Source organism: Croceibacter sp., from assembly GCF_002716225.1.
GTDB lineage: Bacteria > Bacteroidota > Bacteroidia > Flavobacteriales > Flavobacteriaceae > Croceibacter > Croceibacter atlanticus.
Genome location: NZ_PAZX01000001.1, coordinates 133,981 through 159,144, shown reverse-complemented (window position 1 = coordinate 159,144; position 25,164 = coordinate 133,981). Strand labels below are relative to the sequence as shown.

Below are 25,164 nucleotides of genomic sequence, written 5' to 3'. Positions count from 1 at the left end.
ATGGATATCCTTATTTGGATTTTAGTATTTCTACTCACTTTCTGCATAATGGAATTTATGGCTTGGTTTACCCATAAATATGTAATGCACGGATTTTTATGGAAACTACATAAAGATCACCATCATAAAGATCATAACAGTTGGTGGGAGCGAAACGATTTCTTCTTTATTTTTTACGCACTAGTAAGTATTGGTTGTTTTGTATCGTGGAGCTTTTATAACGTTTGGATAGGTCTTCCCATAGGTCTTGGTATATTTGCATATGGTGTGGCTTACTTTATGGTTCATGACATTTTTATACATCAGAGATTTAAACTTTTTAGAAATGCCAATAACTGGTATGCAAAAGGTATAAGACGCGCCCACAAAATACATCACAAACACTTAGGGAAAGAAAAGGGTGAATGTTTTGGTATGTTATTTCCACCACTTAAGTATTTTAATAGATCATAAGTAAATTGTATGAGCACCAAGTCTTTTGATTTCATCATTATTGGTGCAGGTTTATCTGGTCTTCATTTAGCTCATTCGTTTCTTAATGATCCTTTTTTTAAAGATTTTTCAATAGCTATAATTGATAAATCTTCTAAATCTGAAAACGACAAAACGTATTGCTTTTGGGAAAAAGGTAAGGGAAATTGGGATTCTATTCTTACAAAATCTTGGACTAGCGCATTAGTTTATGGTACATCTAAAAAAATAAATGTGCCCTTACTGCCTTATACGTACAAGATGGTAAAATCGTTGGATTTTTACAATCTTGTTTTAAGTGAGATTGAAGCTTCCAATACTATTCAGTTTTTTAAAGATGACGTACAATATGTTAATGAAGACAACATAGTCACTGTAACCTGCAATACTAATTCGTTTCAAGCCAAGCACGTCTTTGATAGTAGGCTTAGTGAAGATTTTGAAAAAGACAAAACTGCCACTACTCTTTTACAACACTTTAAGGGATGTACTATAAGTACAAAAAAACCGACATTTAACCCTGAAGTCTTAACAATGATGGATTATAGGTTAACCTACAAGAACACCACTAGTTTTATGTATGTTTTGCCTATTACGCCTACTAAAGCTCTTATTGAATACACGTTCTTCTCACCAAGTTTAGTTGAAGACCATATTTATGATTCGTACTTAAAAACCTATATTTCTAATACCTTATCTATTACAGATTATACTATAATTGAATCTGAAAAAGGTATTATTCCTATGACAGATTACAAGTTTAAAAAACACCATACAGATGCCATTACCAAAATTGGAACTGCTGGTGGTTGGGTTAAAGGTTCAAGTGGTTATTCATTTAAAATGTCTGAAAAGAAATCGAAGAGTATAATTGAGAACATTAAAACTGATAGTCATCCAACTAATGGGTTGTACAATAATAAATTTGAGTTGTTTGATGCTATTTTCCTTAAAGTCTTAAAAGATGATAACAGTTACGGCCCTAAACTCTTTCAAGATTTTTACAGCAAGAATGAAATGGCAGTAGCCCTAAAGTTTTTAGATGAAGAAACTTCCTTTAACGAAGATTTAAAAATAGTGTGGAGCTTAAAATCATTTAAGTTTGTTAAAGCATTTTTAAAAACACTATTCAGGTTTAGATAGGAGCTCATCTAAAGTACTTCTAAACTTTTTACTATTCCAATTAGCACTACCTGTATGGTTTATAATTAGGTTGTCTTTAGCATCTAACACGTAAGTGGTTGGTAATTGATTACTGTTAAAAGCTTCGGGTAAGTTATTTGTACTTGTATAAAATGGCAATGTATAATTGTGTTTTTCTGCAAAGGCTTTGGTAGTTTTGACATCCTCATTAGATAAAAACACAAATACCACATCGTCCTTGTAGTCATTATAAACATTTTGAAAACTTGGCATTTCTGCCACACAAGGCGGACACCAAGTAGCCCAGAAATTAACCACTAACGGTTTGTTTATATGTTCTACATTTAACACCATACCATTGGCATCAACTATCTCCCAATTAGACAAATTAACTTCTTTCGAAGTCTCTTCAATACTTGGTGAAAAAGCTAATAACTGTTGTGCAAACACCTGAATCTTAAATCTGGTTTGCGGTATTAAGAGTAACACAATAAAAAAAAGCAACAACACATTTTGCCATTGCTTTTTTAAGAATTTAAATATTGTTTTCAATCTATTTTATTTGCTGGGAAAGTCTTTCAATTTGATATTCTAACTGCTTAAGGTTAGATTCCATATGTTCAAACTTATCTGTTTCTACTTTTGTGTTAGTATTAACTTTGCTTGTAACCTTACCTTTTATTGAAAGAATTGCTTTAATTTCTTCGTTCTCTATTTTTATCGGGCTATAGTGTTTATTATCACTTTCTAAGTAGCAATAGCCGTATTCTTTCTTTACGCGCTTAGTAAGGAGACCTTTTTCTGTCCCTATTACAACTAATGAATTATCTGCAACATCTGAAATAGAATGTTGAGCTTCACAAATTAAGATATCATTTGGGTAAAATGTTGGTGTCATACTATCACCCTCTACTTCAAATAATAGGTGATTAGATGAAGATTTAAATCCTGGGATTCTATATCTGTCATATTCACTTTGTGAATGTGCTCCTTGCAGTTCATTTAAATTACCTGCAACAGCCTCAACATTTATAAAAGGAATAAAACCATTTTCAATATTCATATGAATAAGGTTAGTTTCTCCTTTGAGTATAAAATCTGTACTAACATCATATAACTTTGAAAGTGTAAGTACATGACCTATCATAACATTATTATGTGCACTTTCAATTAAAGAGTAAGCACTTTGTGAAATGTTAAGTTTTTCTGCAATAAATTGTTGTGAGTATTTTTTTTCCTTACGTAATGATTTTATTCTTTGACCTATTGATGTCATCATCATGAGAGCATTAAGTTAGTGAATAACAAATTTAGGGATAAGCAGTAGTTTATGATTGCACATTAACATAATGAGATGACCTCCATAAACTATTTAAACCAATTTTTAGTGCAATAAATTATTAATAAACATTTAATCGTTAATATTTAGCACATTGATGACAAAAGGAGTTATCGCGAATGATAGTTTAAGAATAATTTAAGATATATATTTTGTTAAATTTTAACATTTCGAGGCTAAAACATAAAAGGCTGAACGATTAACGTTCAGCCTTTTATAAAATATATTAAACCAAAGGGCTTAAGACTTGTTCTGTTTTTTTATAAGATTTAATGCAGATCCTTCTTTATACCATTCAATTTGTGGAAGGTTGTAAGTGTGATTTGCTTTAATTGTATCCTTGCTACCATCTTCGTGAACTATCTCGATAGTTAATTGCTTATCTGGTGCAAAATCTTCTAAATCTATAAAGTTGAACGTATCATCTTCTTGTATTAAATCATAGTCGGCTTCATTTGCAAAAGTGATTCCTAACATACCTTGTTTCTTAAGGTTTGTTTCATGAATTCTTGCAAAAGATTTCACCAATACTACTTTCACACCAAGGTGTCTTGGCTCCATTGCAGCGTGCTCTCTAGAAGAACCTTCACCATAGTTATGATCTCCTACAACAACTGTTGGTATACCTTTTTCCTTGTAATGACGCTGTACTTTTGGCACGGCATCATACTCTCCGGTTAATTGGTCTTTCACAAAGTTTGTTTGCTTGTTGTAAGCATTTACAGCTCCTATAAGGCAGTTGTTAGAAATATTATCTAAGTGACCTCTATAACGTAACCAAGGACCAGCCATACTAATGTGGTCTGTAGTACATTTTCCAAATGCTTTAATTAGCAATTTAGCGCCTGTTAAGTTTTTACCATCCCAAGGCTCAAAAGGTGTTAATAGTTGTAAACGCTCACTATCTTCAGCTACTTTTACATCTACATCGCTACCATCTGAAACTGGCTCTACATAACCTGCATCTTCTACATCAAAACCTTTTGGAGGCAGTTCTATACCGCTAGGCACATCTAATTTCACCTCTTCACCATCTTCATTTAGAAGCGTATCGTTAAGTGGATCAAAATCTAAACGTCCTGAGATTGCAATTGCAGCCACCATTTCTGGAGATCCTACAAAGGCATGTGTATTAGGGTTACCATCTGCTCTTTTAGAGAAGTTTCTATTAAAAGAGTGTACTATAGTATTCTTTTCATCGCCTTTTAAATCACTACGATCCCATTGCCCAATACAAGGTCCGCAGGCATTTGTAAAGATTGTTGCATTAAGGTCTTCAAATATCTTAAGAATACCATCACGCTCTGCTGTGTAACGTATTTGCTCTGAACCTGGATTAATACCAAAGTCAGACTTTGCTATTATCTTCTTATCTACAGCTTGTTTAGCTATAGATGCAGCTCTAGTTAAATCTTCATAAGATGAGTTTGTACAAGATCCTATAAGACCCCAATCTACTTTAATTGGCCAGTCGTTCTTTTTAGCCTTGTCTTTCATTTCTGAAACAGGTGTCGCTAAATCTGGAGTAAAAGGTCCGTTTAGGTGAGGACGTAACTCGTCAAGATTTATTTCGATTACCTCATCAAAATAATCTTCTGGAGTTTCATAAACTTCAGGATCTGCAGTAAGGTAATCTTTAACAGCGTTAGCAGCATCTGCCACATCACTTCTGTCTGTCGCTCTAAGGAAACGCTCCATAGATTCGTCATAACCAAATGTTGATGTTGTTGCACCAACTTCTGCACCCATATTACAAATAGTTCCTTTACCAGTACAGCTCATAGATTTTGCGCCTGGCCCAAAGTATTCAATAATTGCGCCTGTTCCTCCTTTTACGGTAAGAATACCAGCAACCTTTAAGATAACATCTTTAGCAGCTGTCCAACCATTAAGTTTCCCGGTTAGCTTTACACCTATAAGTTTTGGAAACTTAAGTTCCCAAGGCATACCAGCCATAACATCGACAGCATCTGCACCACCAACACCAATAGCTACCATTCCTAAACCACCAGCGTTAACTGTATGAGAGTCTGTACCAATCATCATTCCTCCAGGAAATGCATAATTTTCTAATACTACTTGGTGAATAATACCTGCACCTGGTTTCCAGAAGCCAATACCATATTTTTTAGATACAGATTCAAGAAAATCAAAAACCTCATTACTTGTTTCGTTAGCTCGTTTTAAATCTGCTTTAGCTCCTTGCTTTGCCTGTATAAGGTGGTCACAATGTACTGTAGTAGGCACTGCAACATTAGGTTTTCCAGCTTGCATGAATTGCAAAAGCGCCATTTGCGCTGTAGCATCTTGACAAGCTATACGGTCTGGTGCAAAGTCTACATAATCTTTAGATCTAGTAAATGCTTGAGTTGCATTACCGTCCCAAAGGTGACTATAAAGTATTTTTTCTGAAAGTGTTAAGGGCTTACCAACAACCTCACGTGCTTTATCTACACGTTCCGTCATTTGGTCATAGACCTTTTTTATCATGTCAATATCGAATGCCATAGTGTGAGTGTGTTTATTTTTTGAAGTCTTGCGAAAATACGGAAATACAAAGACATTTAAAAGTTTAATGCCAGTATTGCAATTTATCTAATTTTCATAAAGACTTATTATGAAATTACAGATTTATTATAACCTAACTTAAGGATGTATTGAATATTTGACATATTATTAAGGTCTTCAGAATTTTACCCTAATTCTTTATATATCATTAAAGTATAGATAAAGAATAACAAACAGTTAGTTTCCTAAAATAAGTCTTTTATAATCTGCTCTATAGATATGCCTTCTGCTTCTGCTTTGTAGTTTCTTATCATTCTATGCCTAAGAATACCTGTTGCAACTGCTTGTACGTCTTCAATATCTGGAGAATATTTCCCTCTAGTGGCTGCGTGTGTCTTTGCAGCTAAAATTAAGTTTTGGGAAGCTCTTGGTCCTGCACCCCAATCTACAAACTCTTTTACAAGATTAGAGGCTTCTGAAGATTTAGGACGTGTTTTTCCAACAATTTCAACTGCATACTCTATAACATTATCAGCTACAGGTATGCGCCGTATTAGTTGTTGAAAATCTATAATTTCTTGTGCCGTAAATAAAGGGTTAACTGTTGCTTTATGGTCTCCAGTAGTTGCCTTTACAACATCTACCTCTTCCTGAAAACTTGGGTAATCTAAATTTATAGAGAACATGAAACGGTCTAACTGTGCTTCTGGTAAAGGGTAAGTACCTTCTTGCTCAATAGGGTTTTGAGTTGCCAATACAAAATAAGGCAAGCTTAAAGGGTAATTGGTTCCTGCAACTGTTACAGAACGCTCTTGCATTGCTTCCAATAGTGCTGCTTGCGTTTTAGGAGGCGTTCTGTTAATTTCATCTGCAAGTATAATATTAGAAAATACGGGTCCTTTTAAAAACTTAAATTCTCTGTTTTTATCTAAAATTTCAGATCCTAAAATATCACTTGGCATAAGGTCTGGCGTAAACTGAATACGCTTAAAATCTAAACCAAGGGCTTGAGAAATGGTATTTACCATTAACGTTTTAGCTAAACCTGGAACACCAACAAGAAGCGCGTGCCCTCCAGAAAATATAGAAATTAATATTTCCTCGATGACTTGCTCTTGCCCAACAATAACTTTTGCTATTTCTTTTTTTAGTTGGGTATGTTTTTCAACGAGGTGTTTAACAGCTGAAACGTCTGACATATTTTAATTTTGTTTTAACCAGTCACTAGCAAAATCACAATTTCTGTAATCGCCATTTATTTTAATGTAAGTATCGTCAATTTTTTCTTCTTGCCAAGCTTCAATGGCTTTTAATTGTTTTTCCTTAAGTGCTAGTTCTTTAATTTTCAAGTAATCTTGAGCATAATCTGCAATGTGCTCTTCATACCTATCTGTAACTGTCATTATTTTAAATTTCTTACGGCCTACTCTATCTTCTTCAGTTAAAATAGGAGAAATTTCATTTTCATCTAGATTAACCACTTGGTTGTAAATTGTAGGATCAATCTTTGTAAGTTCAAATCTTGTATCTCCAGTTGCAGGATTAATTAACTGTCCGCCATCTTGCTTTGTCTCTTCTTCTGTTGAGAATTGAACTGCAGCATCTTCAAAAGTAATAGTTCCTTTATTAATTTCAGTTTTTAAACTGTCTATTTGTTTTCTGGCAGCGTTTACACTTTCTGGTGTTGTATCTGGCACTAAAAGTACTTGTCTTACATCTACAGTTTGTCCTCTTATCTTATCGACCATAAGGATATGAAATCCAAATTCTGTTTCGAAAGGCTCACTAATTTCACCTTCTTGTAAACTAAAAGCAGCATCTTTAAATTCTTTTACAAATGGGTCTTTACGTGTTAAAGAGTATTGACCACCATTAGCTCTAGATCCTGTATCTTGTGAATACAATACCGCTTTGGTAGCAAAACTTGCTCCATTATCTAATACATCTCTACGCATTTCATTTAGACGATCTATAACGCGTTGGCGTTCTGCTTGTGGTATTTCTGGCTGAATTATAATTTGAGCGATTTCAATTTCGTCTCCAAATAAGGGCCTGTCTTCTTTAGGGATACCGTTAAAGTATTCTCTTACTTCTTCAGGTGTAATCTCAATACCATCTACAATTGAGCGTTGCATTTCTCCAGCTAACTTATTTTGCTTGTTAATCTCAAAAAGCTCTGCTCTAAATTCGCCTTCATTATCTTTTTGATAAAAATTAAGAACCTTTTCCATTGTTCCTAATTGACGTTTCATATAATCTATTTGCTGATCTACGTAAGCATTTACCTCAGCATCATTTACCATAATACTATCTATTACGGCATGGTGTGCATAAAGCTTATCTTCTAGAAGTTTCCCTGTTAAATTGCAGCGTGTTATATCCTGAACAGAAATACCTTGACTTTTAAGCTCTATATATGCCTTATCTATATCACTATCTAAAACTACGTACTCTCCAACTACTGCAGCTACACCATCTACCTTAAATTTCTTGAAGGGCTTTTTTACAGTGTCTTGAACTGCGGCTGTTTCTGTAACAGCTGTGCTAGATTCTGTAACTATAACTTGCTTAGTCTGTACCGCTGTACTATCTGATGTTGTTTCCTGAGCAGTTAGTGATACTGTAGCGCCTATTAGTGCTGCCACAGTTAAATATTTAGTTGAAAATCTCAAATTCATTATTTTTAATTGCATCCTTCGTTATATCTGTTCTTAAGTTTTTTATCAATTCTTGTTTCCTCTTGTTAAGTATAATCTGCTCAACCGTTGGTTTTATATAAGATAGTGGTGCTTGTTCTCCACGTTCTTTAATATCCTTAATATATATTAAATAGACGCCAAGAGAATCTTTAAGTTGCACATATCTATCTGCAGTGTTTAATTGCCAAGGTTGCGCTTCTTTTAACACTGGCAAATCTTCCAAAAGTTGTCTGGATTCTCTCCAAATTGAATCATTAAGGTTGTATTGAGGAAACTCCACAACACTATTCATTAAAGATTGTTTGTCTTCACTATTAAATCTTGCTATTTCTCGCTTTACTTGATTTATAGATGATGAACCATCTGGCAGCCTTACATATCTTAGTTTATATAATGTTTCATTTAGACTAAAAGCTGTACTGTTAGCCTCAAAATATTCTTTAACTTGATTTTCTGTAATAACAGAATCTATTTTCTTTACCACCATTGCATCTGTATAAGCCTTGGTGTAAAGTTGATTCTTATAATCATCTACCAACTTATCAAATTTTTTCTGGCGCTCTAAATTCAAATTAAGTTTTGCTCTGTCTATTAAAAGCTGCTGAGTTGCCCAACGGTCTATATAATTATTTACAATTACAATGCTATCTTCTTTAGATGTTGTTGCGGTTGTTAGATTAGAAATGTCTTCTCTATACAAAAAGCTTTTGTTTACACGCGCCACGACTTCACGCTCATCTTCAGGGCCAAAGTCAAAATTAAAATAATCACAACTTTGCAGTAAAAATACACCGCAAAAAATAGCTAGTATGTAATTTAATTTAGTCTTCAAGCTTTGTTTTTATAAGGTTTACTGTATCATCATTAATATTTACAGAATATTTTGTTCTTAATGCCGCAATCCAGTTTTTCTCTAAATAATCTTGATAGTCACTTACAATAGTTCCTTTAGCTTCTTTAAAAGTTTTAGGACCAGCAGGTAACACATCTTTAATGTTTACTACAGTGTAATAATTGTCTTCTTCATACACTTTAGAAATACCTTGCTTAATTTTTAATTTTTTAGGCAATACCTCATCTTCTACATTAAACGTACCATTAGAAAATAAGGTGGTCATAGATTCATCACTATTAATTTGTGATTTAACATCAACTTCAGAAACACCTTTCTTCATTAAATTTCTAACTTTTTTTGGCGTCTGTTTTATTATTAACCTTAGCCATAGTAACGTTTACGCGTTTATCCCAAAGGTAATTTTGTTTGTTAGTCTCGTAAAAAGTTTTTAATCCTAAAGTGTCTTTTTTAGCTTTGTTCCAAATGTTCATTTCCATAAGATCGAACAACAAAAGACCATCTCGATATTCTGAAACAATATTAGAGAACTCTTTATCTTCCTGTTCCAAATGATCACGGTGATAGGCCAACACCTTACCATCTACATATTCTTTTAACCAATTGTTTATAGCAGTATTTTTATCGCCACTTAAGCCTTTATTTACCTGTTTATTATAAATGAATTTCGCGAAATCTCTATACTTAAATACAGAATCTCTTAATTTAAATAATGGTTGATCTAATGTGCTGTTATCTGAAATAGCCCAATTTCCATCTTTTACATCTTTAGTGACATAAGTGCTGAAGAAAGACTTAGCTTCAGAAAAATCACCAATAGAATAATGATCTTTTAAGCTAGCAACCAAAGCATCACTAATTAAGTTTGCCCTAGAGTCTTTAGTTACTTTTTTCTCTAATTCTCCACGCATCTCGTTAAAACTAGGAATAGGAAACCTATCAATAAGTTTTATAATATGCCAGCCGTATTGAGTTTCAAACGGCTCTGTAACTTGCCCTGCTTTTGTTAATGAAAATGCTTTTTTCTCAAAAACTTCAGAATTTAGCTTTCCACTACCAAATCTATCTAATTTTCCTTCTCGCCTAGCTGAATTCCTATCATCACTAAATTGTTTAGCAAGCACACCAAAGTCTTCTCCTTGCTTTACTTTTAAATACAATTCTTCAATCCTGTCTTTTGGATTAAAAACGGTGTCTTTAGGTTTTGGCGATACCATTATATGGGCAACTTCAACTTCACCAGCAGATGCTCTTCTATCATTAACTTTTAAGATATGATAGCCAAATCTTGTTCTAAAAGGTTCAGACACATCTCCAACTGGAACTGTATACGCTTGCTCTTCAAAGGCGTAAACCATCTTAAGAGTAGTAAACCATCCTAATTCACCTCCATTTTTCTTAGCAGAAGGATCTTCAGAATAAGTTTTTGCTAAAGTTTCAAAAGACCTGCCATTTACAGCTTTCTCTCTAATATCTTTAATCTTAGAATATGCTTTTAATGTATCTTCTGGCGTAGCATTTTGATCTACTCTTATTAATATATGACTGGCGTTAACTTCATTTACAGTACGATCATAAGCTTCTTGAACTAATGCTTCTGTAACATTATTATCTGTTAAGAAGTTACGTGCCATCTGGTTTCTGTATGTTTTAAACTCTCGTTGAAACTTAAGTGTAGTATCTAATCCTTGCTCATAGGCTTCACGTAGTTTTAACCTATAATCTATAAAAAGCTTTAAATATTCATCGACATCCTTTTGAGACTCATCTTGAACTAAATCTAAATTTTTTTGATAAACCCTAACAAAATCAGATGCGTAAACTGGCTCACCATCTAAAGTCATTATTATCTGTTTATCTAATTCTTGCGCAATTGTGTTGCCCGCAATAAGTAAGCAAAACACAAATAAGAACCGATATAATTTCATAAATGCGTGTTTAATTTAAGCAATGTCCGCAAAAATAATAAACTCAAGCGGTTTTCAACTCTTTTGTTATAACGAAATTACACTCCATAACGTATATGGTTGCTCTAATCATTATTCTACATTATATTAGTGCATATTAAACTAAAAACTACATGAAATATAGCTCTCAAATAATTATAGAATTGCCACGAGAAAAAACCATCTCAATTTTTGATAATGCTGAGAACATGAAGCATTGGCAAAGAGGACTTATACACTACAAACAGCTTAGTGGTGATTTTGGTGCAGAAGGCGCCAAAATGCAACTAGACTATAAAATGGGAAAACGGGAACTTACAATGATTGAAACTATTATTAAAAACGATCTTCCTGATTTGCTCATTACATCTTATGACACCAAAGGTGTTTATAATATTCAAACAAATCATTTTGAAAATACTTCTAATGGGCATACTAAGTGGACATCTGAATCTGAGTTCCGTTTTAACAACTTAATGATGAAAATTATGGGGTTTCTTATGCCTGGCGCATTTAAAAAACAATCTTTAAAATATATGAAAGATTTTAAAGCCTTTGCAGAAGACAATAAAAGTGTATTAGATTAATTTTGTGTGCTAAAACTAAACTTTGTTAGCGGCATATTATTTGAAACACTTTAAACGTTAACAAAACAAACATAAATTACCATGAAAAAATTGTTAGTCTTAATTACGTTTCTATCTAGTATATCACTTTTTTCTCAAAATACTATAAACCAATTTGACAGTAATGGAAAACGTCATGGGTTATGGAAAAAAACGTACGAAGGATATGATCAATTAAGATATCAAGGTACTTTTGAGCACGGAAAAGAAGTTGGTGAGTTTATGTTTTACAAGCCAAAATATGGAAAACAGCCTTCTGCTATCAAAACATATTCAAAAGATACAGACCTTGTCTTGGTATCCTATTTTACAAAAAAGGGAAAACTTATAAGTAAAGGGCAATTAAAAGATAGGCTAAGGACTGGTAAATGGGAGTATTATCACAATAACACAGACGCTATTATGATGATAGAACATTATAAAGACGATAAGCTTCACGGAAAAAAAACTGCATATTTCGATAACGGAAATATTACAGAGGAATACAATTATATTAACGGTAATAAAGAAGGAGACTACAAACTTTACTCACTTAATGGTGTTTTGCTACAACACCTTAATTACAAAAATAATGAGCTACACGGCGCGGCACTATTTTATAACGGTAAAGGTGAAGTAACAAAAAAAGGTCAATATAAAAATGGCAGAAAAGACGGTTACTGGCAATATTATGACCAAGGAAATTTAACTGAAGAAATTTTCTTTCCTATTAACACCTCTAGAAAGAAAGGTTAGAACACAATTTTCGACTCTATTTTGTAATTTTGCAAACTAAATTTAGAAAGTCATTTGCGCTTTGCAAATTGCTCTAAATTATTACAACTTAATATGAAACGTGTAGTAGTAGGACTTAGTGGTGGTGTAGACAGTAGTGTTTCTGCATATTTACTTAAAGAACAAGGTTATGAGGTTATTGGCTTGTTTATGAAAAACTGGCATGATGATACCGTAACCATAAGTGATGAGTGTCCTTGGCTGGATGACAGTAATGATGCTATGCTTGTAGCCGAAAAATTAGGCATACCATTTCAAACTGTAGATTTAAGCGAAGAGTACAAAGAACGTATAGTTGACTATATGTTTAATGAATACAAAAACGGACGCACCCCAAATCCAGATGTGCTTTGTAATCGTGAAATTAAGTTTGATGTTTTTATGAAGATTGCAATGTCTTTAGGAGCAGACTATGTAGCCACAGGACATTATTGCAGAAAAAGCAGTATAGAAAAGGATGGTGAAACCATTTACCAATTATTGTCTGGAAAAGATAATAATAAAGACCAATCTTACTTTTTATGTCAACTTTCTCAAGAGCAATTATCTAAAACATTATTTCCAATTGGTGAGTTGCAAAAGAGTGAAGTAAGAAAAATTGCAGCTGAGCAAGATTTAGTTACCGCAGACAAAAAAGACTCTCAAGGTCTTTGTTTTATAGGAAAAGTAAGGCTTCCAGATTTCTTGCAACAACAATTAAAACCTAAGGAAGGAGATATCGTAGAGATTGACTCAACTTTAGACCAATACGCAAAAGACACTAAAGAAGACTTTAATACAACTGAAGAAGAGTTGGCTTACCTGTCTAAAAAGTTTACATATAATTTTGAAGATGGTAAAGTAGTTGGCAAACACCAAGGTGCACATTATTTTACAAAAGGACAACGTAAAGGTTTAGGTGTAGGCGGTACTCCAGAACCATTATTTGTAATAGATACAGATGTAGAAGAAAACATTATATACACAGGCCAAGGAAAACAGCATCCAGGTTTATATAGGCGAGGCCTTTTTGTTAGCCCTCATGAAATACATTGGATTCGTGAAGATTTAAAACTTGATACAGGTGACACTATGAATGTTATGGCACGTATCAGGTATCGTCAAACTTTAGAAAAAGCAACATTACACCAAACCGAACACGGCTTATATGTAATTTTCGACAACCCTCAATCTGCCATTGCAGAAGGACAATTTGTAGCTTGGTATCAAGACGAAGAACTTATTGGTAGCGGTGTAATATCTTAAAATATATTTATGACAACTAACAGAATCACAGAGCTTTTCAATATTAAATACCCTATTATTCAAGGTGGCATGATATGGGCTAGCGGCTGGAAACTAGCAAGTGCTGTTAGTAATGCGGGTGGACTTGGCCTTATTGGCTCAGGCTCTATGTATCCAGAAGTACTAAGAGAGCACATTCAAAAATGTAAGAAAGCAACAGACAAGCCTTTTGGAGTTAACATTCCTCTACTTTATCCTAATATGGAGGAAATTGTTCAAATTATTATAGATGAAGGTGTAAAGATTGTTTTTTCATCTGCTGGAAATCCAAAAACATGGACTTCTCATTTGCAGTCTCACGGTATAACTGTTGTTCACGTGGTTAGTAGCGTAAAGTTTGCTTTAAAAGCTCAAGAAGCTGGCGTAAACGCCGTAGTAGCAGAAGGTTTTGAAGCAGGCGGACATAATGGTAGAGAAGAGACAACTACTTTAGCATTAATACCAATGGTAAAAGAACAATTAGACATCCCATTAATTGCTGCTGGTGGTATTGCAAATGGAAAAAGTATGCTCTCAGTTATGATATTAGGAGCAGATGGCGTACAAGTTGGAAGTAGATTTGTAGCTACACCCGAAGCATCTTCCCATCAAAACTTTAAAGATTTAGTTGTAAAAGCAAAAGAAGGCGACACACAATTAACGCTTAAGGAACTTGCACCTGTAAGAATGCTGAAAAATAAATTCTTCAACCAAGTTATAGAGCTTTATAGCAAAAACCCTTCTAAAGAAGATTTAATTGAATTATTAGGCAGAGCTAGAGCTAAAAAAGGAATGTTTGAAGGTGATCTAGATGATGGCGAACTAGAAATTGGACAAATTTCAGGGCTAATTCACGATATAAAACCTGCAGGGAAAATTGTTGAAGACATGGTTTCAGAATTTAAAGAAGCTAAAGAAAAGTTACCTACTTTTTAGCGTACTCTTTTAATTTATCCAGCTCTTTTGCAATATGTGCCTGCCATTTTATTTCAGCTTCTGAATTCATGCTATGGGCGCTTTCTAAATCAAATTCACCTTGCATCTTAACACGCTCAAGCTCTATATTATTATAAAGCTTTTGTAAATCTTTTCTAATATTTCTACCTGGTTTATAAGCCTGCATAGCTTTTCTTAGCTTACGGGCGTGAATTTCGCTTATATCAAAATGTGCTTGCTCGTGCTTTAAAAGCTTATCTGTCTTATGATCTGGATGTACCCAAGATCCATTAGGATAAAATGTACTATATACTTCGTATTGTAAATCTACTTCGCCATTAGTAGTTTTATAAGACCACGTATATGAAAAGCCAGAATTTGTATTAGCATGAAATTCTGAGTCGTAAACTGGAGCGCCTTTAAAATCACTCCAAGTTAATACCGGATGATCATCATAGGATATTTTTTGTTGGGTATACCCAAGTGATACCATACCCAAAAGTAAAAAGACCGCTAAAGTTTTAAAATTACCCATATACAAATGATATGTTTTTTTCAATATCTGGATGCAAACTAAAGTGCACTGGGCACGTATTTGCTGTATGCTCTAAAATGCTTTTAGTTTTTTCGTCGTAAGATTTAGGCAGTTTAATAACCATATCTATCTTAGAAATCCTTCTAGGATTACTAGCCATAGTTTTCACAACTTCTGCAGTAGCATTAATCATATCTACATTAAGTTGATCTGCTTTAATTCCCATAACGGTAAGCATACAACTCGCAAGTGCTGTAACTACAGTGTCGGTTGGAGAAAACGCTTCACCTTTACCATTATTATCTGTAGGCGCATCTGTTATAAACGTGTTACCGCTTTTAATATGCTCACAAGTAGTTCTTAAATTACCATTATAGGTTATCTTACTAGTCATTATTCTACAGGTTTTAGGGTAAGGTTTTCTCCATATTGCATAATATAGATCCCGTTATTCATATAGCCACTTATACCGTTTTCAACATAACTAAATTTGTTTTCTATATACTCTGTAGCTATATTATTTTCTAACGATTCCATGTAAGTGTCTGAATTTGCCAACCTCAACAACGTATCATACATAATATCATAACCACGCACTGCATACTTGTTAGGAGCAATACCGTATTTAGCATTATAATCTATTATGAATTTGGCTTTATTCTCATAATCAAATTCTTTATCTACTGAAGGAAAAGTAAATTTGAGATTACTTAAATGATCGTTTGAAACATCTTCACTATCAAACGCAGATGTTTTCTCCAAAGCAAATAGTTGTATGTTATGTTTAGAACGGTAAGCGTTTAAATACGATAAAAGATTACTTAATAATGCAACATCTTCTGTAGCTACAATAAACCAATTGTCTTTCCCACTTACCAATTGCTTGCTTACATCATTTTGATACACAAAATTGTCTTCTTGCTTTTTTAAAGTTGAAGCAGTTGGAAATTTAGATGTTATAAGAGATTTAATAGATGATGCATTATCATCTGCCAAAATAACTATGTTTTGGTCTGTATGCATAGCTTCAAGGTAACTAAGCATAACCTCGTGTAACATATCATCTGTAGGGCGAGATTGTATAAGGTTTTCTCTTCCGTTAGCTTTTCTGCTGGACAATGGTGAAATTACCGGAATGTCTTTTCTGTTAAGTAATGCAGAAGCTTCCTCAACCGTACTATTTAAAAGCGGTCCTACAACTACATCTACATCGTTAAAGTTATTATCATTTATAATAGCTCTTACTTTAGATGTGCTTTGTTCTGTATCAAAAACTCTTAGGGTCGTACTCAACCCTTTTTGTTTTCCTTCTTCCAATGCAACTAAGGCACCACTATAAAAATCTAATGAAATACGCATAACACGATCTCTCTTAATGCGCTCTTCTGTATTTGAAAGCGAATCGTTTGTAATCTTATGACTATTAAATGGTAATAATAATGCTACAGTTTTAGCATCGTAGTTTCTAATAGACGCTTCTAGGTTAACAATCTCATCATTGCCAAATGCAATACTAGTATTCTTCTTAGGAATTTTTATAATCATTCCTACTTTTAGTCCTTCTTCTAATTTAGGATTTAGTGCAATTAATGAGTCTTCAGAAATATTGAAACGCTGCTCTAACCTAAAGAAGTTTTCTTTCGGTTTAACTTCATAAAATGTAAATCGTTCATCTGTAATTACAGTGCTTTCGGTAGAAGCTTCGCCTTTTACATTTAATACTTGTCCTGGTTGTATAGGTTCTTCCATATCAGGATTCATAGCTTCTAACTCGGCTATGGTCATCCCATATTTTCTAGAGATCCCGTATTTCCCTTCTTTAGCTTGAACGGTATGTGTTGTTTTCCCAGAAGGTGTTCTTACAATTTTAACAACAGGTTCTTCTTTAATTATAAACCTAGGATCTTCAACAGTTTGAGTATCTGAAATAACAACATTTGGATACACAGGTATTCTTATTTTGTCCTTTCGTTTTAATTGCTCGGCATACAACCATTTATTGTATCTCTTAATCTCATCTACAGTAACATTATACTCTTTAGATAAACTGTATAAGGTTTCCTTACGCTTTACTTTATGTGTTTTAAAGGTTTTTGGCGTGCGGTCTTTAGAGTTTGCTGTATTGTTTTGAGCAGAAGTACTTTTAGGGATTACTAAAACAGCACCTTTTCTCAATCCATTTTTAGCATCTGGATTAAACCTATATATTTCTTGAATTGTAGTATTAAAACGCTTAGCCAAACTAGTGGCAGTATCGTCTTGTTTAACTGTATATGTCAAAAATTCTTGTGCATTCGCTTGTAAATTGAATGCTAAAAAGAAGATTAGACTGGCTAGGATTGTTTTCATATTATAATTTTATTCCCACTCAATTGTGGCTGGCGGCTTAGAACTAATGTCATACACTACTCTATTAACGCCTTTTACACGATTTATTATCGTATTTGATGTCTTTTGCAGAAACTCATAAGGTAAATTGCACCAATCTGCAGTCATACCATCTGTAGACTCTACAGCTCTTAGAGCAACAACTTGCTCATAAGTACGCTCATCTCCCATAACACCTACAGATTGTACAGGTAATAATATTGCACCTGCTTGCCATACTTTATCGTATAGCTCCCATTCTCTAAGTCCGTTTATAAAGATGGCATCTACTTCTTGTAAGATACGTACTTTTTCTGCAGTAATGTCTCCCAAGATTCTAATTGCTAAACCAGGTCCAGGAAAAGGATGTCTTCCTAATAATTTAGGAGAAATACCCATTTCTTTACCAACACGTCTTACTTCATCTTTAAAAAGCATACGTAATGGTTCCACAATTTTAAGTTTCATGAAATCTGGCAAACCTCCAACATTATGGTGAGATTTTATTGTTGCAGAAGGTCCGTTTACAGAAATACTTTCTATAACATCTGGATAAATGGTACCTTGAGCTAAAAACTTCACATCTTCAATATCGTGAGCTTCATCATCAAATACTTCAATGAACACGCGACCTATTTCTTTACGTTTTTCTTCTGGATCGCTTTTTCCTTCTAAGGCTTTCAAGAAACGTGCCGAAGCATCAACACCTTTAACATTTAGACCCATATCTTTATATTGATCTAATACATCAACAAATTCGTTTTTGCGTAGCAACCCATTGTTTACAAAAATACAATACAGGTTTTTCCCAATAGCTTTATGTAATAACACTGCTGCTACCGTTGAGTCTACGCCACCGCTTAAACCAAGAACTACTTTATCTTCCCCTATTTTTTCTTTTAACTCATTAACTGTTAAATCTACAAAAGCGCCTGGAGTCCAAGATTGCTCAACGCCAGCTATATGAACTAAGAAGTTTTCTAAAAGCTGCTTACCATCTGTAGAGTGGTAAACTTCTGGGTGAAACTGTATACAGTATGTTTCTTCTCCATCTATTCTGTAAGCAGCATTTAGCACATCTGCTGTACTTGCTAGCCTCACAGCGTTATCTGGTAATTCTTTAATAGTATCACTATGACTCATCCATACTTGAGAATTTTCTGTAATACTTGCAAAAAGAGCTTCTTTATCTTTAATTACAGACAGATTAGCACGACCGTATTCTCTAACATTAGACGCTTCTACCTTGCCTCCAAAAAAGTGAGCTAAGTACTGCGCACCATAACAAACACCTAATAATGGAAGTTTCCCTTTTATATTAGATAGGTCTGGTTGCGGAGCATCTTCACCTCTTACAGAAAAAGGGCTACCTGATAAAATGACAGCTTTAAAGGTTGATAAATCTTCTGGAACTTTATGGAATGGATGAATTTCGCAATAAATGTTTAATTCTCTTACACGACGAGCAATTAACTGCGTGTATTGCGATCCAAAATCGAGGATAAGTACGTTGTTTTGCATAGGCAAAAGTAACCCAAATTAAATTTTTCAGAAAAGATTTTCTAAACAGATTTTTTGAGTTACTATTGATTCTTTTTCAAATTTTAATAAACAATTTTTGAAGTGATAATTTTTAAAATCTACACTGTGAAACTTTAAGTTTAGGAAATGCAGATTAGCGCTTACATAACTAGATTTATTTGTAATATAAATTCTTACATTTGAATTCCCCTAAATTAATTTAATTAAGATCTAAATTACCCTGAAACCTACTTCATTTCATAAGATTTGTATTGTTTTTGCCCTTATATTCTATGCAGCAGTTGCCTGGTTTGCAAGCGGCTATTATCATGCAGATGAACATTTTCAAATTATTGAATTTGCTGGAATAAAAACAGGCGCCAACACCCCAAACGATCTCTCTTTTGAATATCGCGAAGGCATAAGACCTACCTTACAGCCTACAATTGCATATCTCATTTTAGAATTTCAGGAAGTATTTACAAGCAACCCATATATTAAAGCGTTTTTACTACGATTACTTACTGCAATAATTGGACTCTTGGCAATTAGGCTTTTTATTAATGCCACCTTATTTTTAATTGAAGAGCGTTTACGGAACGTTTATATCATAAGCTCATATTTTATCTGGTTTATGCCGCTGGTATTTACACGGTTTTCTTCTGAAGCTTGGTCTGCCATCTTCATAATTTTTGCAACTACAACGCTAATCAACTCTAAATTACCTAATCCTCGACAAATATTTGCTATCGGTTTGCTTTTAGGAACCGCCTTTCTATTTAGGTACCAATCTGCATTTATAAGTATTGGGTTAATAGCTTGGCTACTTTACAATAAGCGTTTAAACTTAAAAGGGTTTTTACAAATGTCTTCTGCTATTTTAATAATAGCTCTAATTGGAATCTTGATAGACACTTGGTTTTATGATAAATGGATTATAACCGCCTGGAATTATTTCAACTTTAATATTATTGAAGATGGTGCTTCTACATTTGGCACCAAGCCATTTCTTTGGTATCCGTATGCAATTATTAAATACACCTTCTTACCTATTGGTATTTTAATAGGCTTATCTTTTTTATACTTGCTTCTAGAACGAAGAAAATCTATTTTTCTATTTATTTTTCTTCCAATGTTTGTGGTGCATTGTCTTATACCACATAAAGAAGTTAGATTTTTGTTTCCATTAGCATTTATAGTGACTCCTGTTGTATTCTTATTTATACAATATGTCTTTAAATCGACTAGAGATATATTTCCAAATAAATTTGCAATACCTACACTAGCTATTATTTCCATAATATGTATAACTTTAGCCAACAGTATTGGCTTAGTTGCGTTGGTTAGCAAAACTGCAGGAGCAAGATCTATTCACACAGGAAAGTATATTTATGATAATTTTAAAGATGATGCTATAACGCTGTACCAAACACAATTTGCTGCACCTTACGCTCCTTTTGGGGTACCTCTAAATTTTTATAAAGTTGAAAATTTGACTACCAAGACAATAATAACTCCTTGTGACATTACTTTAAAAGACATTAATCCTAACAATATTAATTTAGTGACATTTGCCTTTAAAGATAAATTAGACACTACCTGTCTTTCAGAAAACACAACGTTAGAGTTTACAAAGCTCACCCAAAGTTGGCCAGATTGGCTTGTAACCTTAAATGAATTTTATACTGCCTACGAAACACCAGAGCAAACGTATTTATATAAGGTAAACTTAAAGCGTTAAGATTGAAAACTCATGACTAAGAGGATCTAAATTTTCTTTTAATTCATTAATTAATTGGTCTCCATACTCTAAGTAAAACTCTGAGAAATTTATTGTGCGTTCTTGAAGGCTTTTTAAAGGGAAGAGCTCATTTTGAAGTGCTACCAACCTACTCACCTCATCTTTTAACTTTAAACGCTGAGCTTTTAACAGTCGCTGCTCTAAATGATCTAAGCCTTTTAATTGTTTTACTTCTTGTGCTTTTACAGCTCCTAAAAATGTAGCATCAGTTTTTTCAGCTAAAGCATACATAGCTTCAAACTGGTCTTTAAGGTGTGCTTTCTGCGTAGAGAAATCTATATTTATATTAGAAATCTGCCTAACTTTTCTATTTATAAGTTCGTGCTGTTTTAAGAACAGATCTTCATTACTCACTCTAAGCTTTTGCTGTTTCTCGTATTGTTTATCTGTTCGTAGCAACACAGAATTTCTTAATAGCAAAATAGGAAAAGGAACTTCAACTTTATCAAAATAGGTTTTAAGCTCAAACCAATAAGCTAACTCTCCGCCACCACCTATATAACAAATGTTTGGCAAAATAGTTTCTTGATATAGCGGTCGCATTATAACATTTGGGCTAAATCTTTCTGGATGCTCCGATACTTCTTCAAAAAGCTCTTGTTCTGTATTCCAAATCTTATCACTATCAACAACACCAAACGTACCATCTACATTTACGATACGCTCTCTAGAAGTTTCGGTTAAATAAAATAAATTTATTTCTCTAGCAGAGACCTGAACTGGATAGTTTGCACTTTCTAATTGATTAGATGTGTTAGCTACAGCTTTATAAGATGTTTGATGCTGTAACTCATCTAAAACTGTAGGCACAAACAATTGCTTTAACTTAGGATGATCTGCATCTAAAATTACCAACCCGTACTTAGCAAACAGCTCGTTAGTTAAGTACCTCGTAGCTTCAGCTAGTGTATTGTGGTTTAAGTAGGCGTCTTCAAATAATTTTACAAGATATTCTGCTTGATGACCTACACCTAATTCTGCTTTAAGAAGTTTTAAAACATCTTCTAAGCCTTCAGTAGTAAATCTTCCGACAGCTCCATCTGCATTATCTGAATAACGTTCTGGACTCCACTTAAACTTTTTACCATGTAATGTAAAGTGATTAATTTCTTCAAAATCATGATCTTCTGTTGCCATCCAAAATACAGGAACAACATTTATATCCTTATAATTTTCTGAAAGCTTTTCAGAAAGGTTTATAGTAGATATAATCTTATATAAAAAATACAAAGGCCCAGAAAACAAGTTGAGTTGATGACCAGTTGTTATGGTTACAGTAGTATCTTCGGCCAACAATTGTATGGCTTGTTGTGTTGCAGAAGATGTTTCAATATTTTGGTATTGTTCCTTAAGTACTTCTACCAAAATACGCCTATGTGTCTTGGGAAATTGTTTGTTACGTTCTTTTGCATGAGTTAAGAATGCAGCATCACTAGGAAAACTTCTATAAAACGAAGCTAGTTTTTCCTCTTGTTTCAAGTAGTCACAAACGAGATTTGAAAAATAGCCAGTATCTTCAAATGGTATACAATCAATAGGCATATAAGGAATTTATTCTGTGTAAAGTTAGCGATTTTTAGAAGGAAACAGCCTAGATAATGCTAAGCTGTGTATCTTTAAACTTTTAATATTTGTTCTTATATAATGAAACAACTTACACTTCTTTTCGCTTTTTTATGTTCAATCACTATTTCGGCGCAATTAAAATCGCCCGAAGCTTTTTTAGGCTATGAAATTGGACAACAGTTTACACGGCACGCAGACGTGGTTGACTATTTTGAACATGTCGCTCAGTTTTCACCGATGGTTTCCTTCTCTACCTATGGAAAAACCAATGAGCGCAGACCTTTAACCTATGCAATTGTGACATCAGAAAACAACCTTAGCAATATTGAAGCTATTAGGACAAACCATTTAAAAAACACAGGTATACTTTCTGGAGACAGCACTACAGACAAAGCTATTGTTTGGTTAAGTTATAATGTACATGGTAATGAAGCATCGTCTACAGAAGCTGCTATGGCCACACTCTACAAACTTATTACTGAAAAACAAGATTGGCTTGAAAATACAATTGTTATTATAGATCCTTGTGTAAATCCTGATGGTAGAGACCGTTATGCCAATTGGTACAACCAGGTAAAAGCAACACCTTACAACATTGCGCAAGATGCTACAGAACACCATGAACCTTGGCCTGGCGGAAGACCTAACCATTATTTATTCGATTTGAATAGAGATTGGGCTTGGGCTACTCAAATTGAAACACAAGAACGTTTAAAAGTTTATAACCAATGGCTACCTCACGTACATGTTGATTTTCATGAGCAAGGCATTAACGACCCATATTATTTTGCACCAGCTGCAGAGCCTTTTCATGAAGAGATCACAGATTTTCAAAGAGATTTTCAGACCAAAATAGGTAAAAATCACGTAAAATATTTTGATGAAAATGGGTGGTTATTTTTTACAAAAGAACGTTTTGATTTATTATACCCAAGTTATGGTGACACCTACCCAACATTTATGGGAGCTATAGGAATGACATATGAGCAAGCTGGTCACGGTCGTGCTGGTCTTGGTATTAATACAGATGAAGGCAATGTTTTAACACTAAAAGATAGAGTTGCACACCATACCACAACTGGTTTATCTACAATTGAAGTAGCTTCTAATAACGCCGCTGAATTAAATGCCGAGTTTAATGCATTCTTTAACAATGCAACTAACAATGCATCTTATGTTTTAAATGGTTCTCAGGATAAAATTGATGCTGTTACTAACTTGTTAGACAAACATGAGATAGCGTACAATTATGGTAATTCTGGAAATGTTTCTGGTTATAACTACAATACTCAGAAAAATGGAAGTATGAAGATGACAACTGGTTCATTAATTATAAGCGCCAATCAACCAAAAGGTAAAATGGTTACAACGCTATTTGAGCCACAAACTAAAATAGCAGACTCTCTTACTTATGATATTACAGCTTGGAGTATACCTTACGCTTATGGTTTAGATGCTGTTGCTACCACAAAATCTGTTTCAGGAAATACATCTCGACAACGTTCTGATATAAGTAATAATCCTATGACTTCATCTGCAGGATATATTTCTAAATGGGACAGCATGAAAGATGCCCGTTTTTTATCTGAATTACTTAAGGCAGGAATAAATGTGAGATTTTCAGAAAAAGCTTTTACTAATGCTAATACAGATTTTGAGAAGGGCAGTTTAATTATAACACGAAGCGATAATACATCCTTAGAAAATTTTGACACTTTAGTTACAACAATTGCAAACACACAGCAAAGACAGCTTAATACTGTAACTAGCAGTTTTGCTAATAATGGTCCAGATTTTGGCTCTCCAGATATTAAAAGAATAAACAAACAGAAGATTGCAGTACTAACTGGAGATTATACCTCGTCACTAAGTTATGGTGAACTTTGGCACTTTTTTGAAACTCAATTACACTATCCCATAACCAGCATTAACACAAATAACTTTTCTGGAATACATTTAGGAGATTATGATGTACTTATAATCCCAGATGGATATTACGGAAGTTATTTCGATGAATCTAAATTAGGTACATTAAAGGAATTTGTGAAAAATGGCGGAAAAATAATTGCACTTGCAAACGCTTTACAAATATTTAGTGACAATGACAGTTTTAGCTTGAAACAAAAAACTCAAGAACAAGAAGACACTAATAATGAGCTATTACCTTATAATATGAGAGAACGCCAAAGCACTAATGATTTTATTATTGGCAGTATTTTTAAAACAACTTTAGACACTAGTCATCCACTAGCTTTTGGATACAAAAACACATACAATAGTTTAAAGCTAAGCGCAGATGCTTACCAATTTCTTGATAGTGGTTATAATGTAGGGTACATAAATGGTATTGCTCAAAACATTTCAGGATTTGCAGGAAAAAATGCTTTAAAAAACCAAGATAACACTATGGTCTTTGGAGAAGAAAGATTAGGTAAGGGAAGTATAATTTATATGGTAGACAATCCTATGTTTAGAAGCTTTTGGGAAAACGGTAAACTTCTTCTCGTAAATGCAATTTTCTATGTGAACAATTCTAAAGTTAGAATTTAGAACACTATAAACATTAAACAAATGTTAAAATTAATTGTTCTGAAAAATTAACATTAACATAAAATCATAAAGAGACAACTAAGACCTTATTTTTATAAGGTCTTTTTTTTATAAATAAATATTTATCAAGGCTCTATCATTGTTTACTCTAAATTTAAAATTAAAATTAATTTGGCGTTTGTAATCTTTTTCTTACTAATAATTTTTAGTCAAACGCAATGAAATTAAATGAAGAAAACATCTAAATTGCATTTTAAGACTTCATT

21 protein-coding genes are annotated in these 25,164 nt (G+C 33.5%); 8 read left to right on the top strand and 13 right to left on the bottom strand.

Annotated features, from left to right (window positions below):
- Positions 1–453: a sterol desaturase family protein gene (locus CL818_RS00565; protein ID WP_013185954.1), complete on the top strand. Its 453-nt coding sequence runs from the start codon at positions 1–3 to the stop codon at positions 451–453.
- Positions 454–462: 9 nt separating this feature from the next.
- Entirely contained in the window at positions 463–1,614 is a 1,152-nt protein-coding gene (locus CL818_RS00560) for a lycopene cyclase family protein (protein ID WP_272973277.1), read from the top strand.
- Here CL818_RS00560 and CL818_RS00555 read toward each other — a convergent pair.
- The 8 genes from CL818_RS00555 to CL818_RS00520 all read right to left on the bottom strand — a co-directional run bounded on the left by CL818_RS00555 (position 1,597) and on the right by CL818_RS00520 (position 10,941).
- Complete coding sequence (locus CL818_RS00555; RefSeq protein ID WP_272973276.1) at positions 1,597–2,166, bottom strand: TlpA family protein disulfide reductase; 570 nt, start codon at positions 2,164–2,166, stop codon at positions 1,597–1,599. The genes CL818_RS00560 and CL818_RS00555 overlap by 18 nt on opposite strands.
- Position 2,167: 1 nt before the next feature.
- Positions 2,168–2,896 carry an XRE family transcriptional regulator gene (locus tag CL818_RS00550; RefSeq protein WP_041240841.1) on the bottom strand — a complete coding sequence of 243 codons (729 nt, stop codon included), beginning with the start codon at positions 2,894–2,896 and terminating at the stop codon, positions 2,168–2,170.
- 297 nt (positions 2,897–3,193) lie between these two features.
- Positions 3,194–5,461, bottom strand: coding sequence for an aconitate hydratase (locus tag CL818_RS00545; protein ID WP_272973275.1), 2,268 nt, complete (start codon positions 5,459–5,461; stop codon positions 3,194–3,196).
- A 245-nt stretch (positions 5,462–5,706) separates the two neighbouring features.
- Positions 5,707–6,660: an AAA family ATPase gene (locus CL818_RS00540; protein WP_272973274.1), complete on the bottom strand. Its 954-nt coding sequence runs from the start codon at positions 6,658–6,660 to the stop codon at positions 5,707–5,709.
- A 3-nt stretch (positions 6,661–6,663) separates the two neighbouring features.
- Positions 6,664–8,154, bottom strand: a complete 1,491-nt coding sequence (locus CL818_RS00535) for a peptidylprolyl isomerase (RefSeq protein ID WP_013185960.1) — start codon at positions 8,152–8,154, stop codon at positions 6,664–6,666.
- Entirely contained in the window at positions 8,117–8,992 is an 876-nt protein-coding gene (locus CL818_RS00530; RefSeq protein WP_272973273.1) for a peptidyl-prolyl cis-trans isomerase, read from the bottom strand. Before CL818_RS00530 ends, CL818_RS00535 begins: the two co-directional genes overlap by 38 nt.
- Positions 8,982–9,335 carry a hypothetical protein gene (locus CL818_RS00525; protein ID WP_286971105.1) on the bottom strand — a complete coding sequence of 118 codons (354 nt, stop codon included), beginning with the start codon at positions 9,333–9,335 and terminating at the stop codon, positions 8,982–8,984. The genes CL818_RS00530 and CL818_RS00525 overlap by 11 nt, the downstream gene beginning before the upstream one ends.
- 7 nt (positions 9,336–9,342) lie before the next feature.
- Complete coding sequence (locus CL818_RS00520) at positions 9,343–10,941, bottom strand: peptidylprolyl isomerase (protein ID WP_286971104.1); 1,599 nt, start codon at positions 10,939–10,941, stop codon at positions 9,343–9,345.
- 152 nt (positions 10,942–11,093) lie between these two features.
- Between CL818_RS00520 and CL818_RS00515 the strand changes: the two genes are divergently transcribed.
- The 4 genes from CL818_RS00515 (at position 11,094) to CL818_RS00500 (ending at position 14,558) form a co-directional block, all read left to right on the top strand.
- Positions 11,094–11,546: an SRPBCC family protein gene (locus CL818_RS00515; protein WP_272973271.1), complete on the top strand. Its 453-nt coding sequence runs from the start codon at positions 11,094–11,096 to the stop codon at positions 11,544–11,546.
- Positions 11,547–11,627: 81 nt separating this feature from the next.
- Complete coding sequence (locus tag CL818_RS00510) at positions 11,628–12,320, top strand: toxin-antitoxin system YwqK family antitoxin (protein WP_272973270.1); 693 nt, start codon at positions 11,628–11,630, stop codon at positions 12,318–12,320.
- 93 nt (positions 12,321–12,413) lie between these two features.
- Positions 12,414–13,604: a tRNA 2-thiouridine(34) synthase MnmA gene (mnmA, locus tag CL818_RS00505; RefSeq protein WP_286971103.1), complete on the top strand. Its 1,191-nt coding sequence runs from the start codon at positions 12,414–12,416 to the stop codon at positions 13,602–13,604.
- Positions 13,605–13,613: 9 nt separating this feature from the next.
- Positions 13,614–14,558: an NAD(P)H-dependent flavin oxidoreductase gene (locus tag CL818_RS00500; RefSeq protein ID WP_219360439.1), complete on the top strand. Its 945-nt coding sequence runs from the start codon at positions 13,614–13,616 to the stop codon at positions 14,556–14,558.
- Here the strand turns inward: CL818_RS00500 and CL818_RS00495 are convergent.
- From CL818_RS00495 to guaA, 4 genes are read right to left on the bottom strand one after another with little or no spacing between them, the layout of a single operon-like run.
- Entirely contained in the window at positions 14,548–15,093 is a 546-nt protein-coding gene (locus CL818_RS00495) for a DUF922 domain-containing protein (protein WP_272973268.1), read from the bottom strand. The genes CL818_RS00500 and CL818_RS00495 overlap by 11 nt on opposite strands.
- Positions 15,086–15,487, bottom strand: a complete 402-nt coding sequence (locus CL818_RS00490; RefSeq protein ID WP_219360441.1) for an OsmC family protein — start codon at positions 15,485–15,487, stop codon at positions 15,086–15,088. The genes CL818_RS00495 and CL818_RS00490 overlap by 8 nt, the downstream gene beginning before the upstream one ends.
- On the bottom strand, positions 15,487–17,442 hold the full coding sequence (locus CL818_RS00485; protein ID WP_286971102.1) for a LysM peptidoglycan-binding domain-containing protein: 1,956 nt from the start codon (positions 17,440–17,442) through the stop codon (positions 15,487–15,489). The genes CL818_RS00490 and CL818_RS00485 overlap by 1 nt, the downstream gene beginning before the upstream one ends.
- 9 nt (positions 17,443–17,451) lie before the next feature.
- Positions 17,452–18,981: a glutamine-hydrolyzing GMP synthase gene (gene guaA, locus CL818_RS00480; RefSeq protein WP_013185970.1), complete on the bottom strand. Its 1,530-nt coding sequence runs from the start codon at positions 18,979–18,981 to the stop codon at positions 17,452–17,454.
- A gap of 235 nt (positions 18,982–19,216) precedes the next feature.
- Between guaA and CL818_RS00475 the strand changes: the two genes are divergently transcribed.
- Positions 19,217–20,722 (top strand): glycosyltransferase family protein, encoded by a 1,506-nt coding sequence (locus CL818_RS00475; protein ID WP_336380108.1) that lies wholly within the window; start codon positions 19,217–19,219, stop codon positions 20,720–20,722.
- On the opposite strand, the gene bshC is transcribed toward CL818_RS00475, so the two are convergent.
- On the bottom strand, positions 20,711–22,324 hold the full coding sequence (gene bshC / locus CL818_RS00470; protein WP_272973266.1) for a bacillithiol biosynthesis cysteine-adding enzyme BshC: 1,614 nt from the start codon (positions 22,322–22,324) through the stop codon (positions 20,711–20,713). The two genes, CL818_RS00475 and bshC, sit on opposite strands and share 12 nt — an antisense overlap.
- A gap of 102 nt (positions 22,325–22,426) precedes the next feature.
- On the opposite strand from bshC, the gene CL818_RS00465 reads away from it, so the two are divergent.
- Complete coding sequence (locus CL818_RS00465; protein WP_272973265.1) at positions 22,427–24,898, top strand: M14 family metallopeptidase; 2,472 nt, start codon at positions 22,427–22,429, stop codon at positions 24,896–24,898.
- The last annotated feature ends 266 nt before the right edge of the window (positions 24,899–25,164 follow it).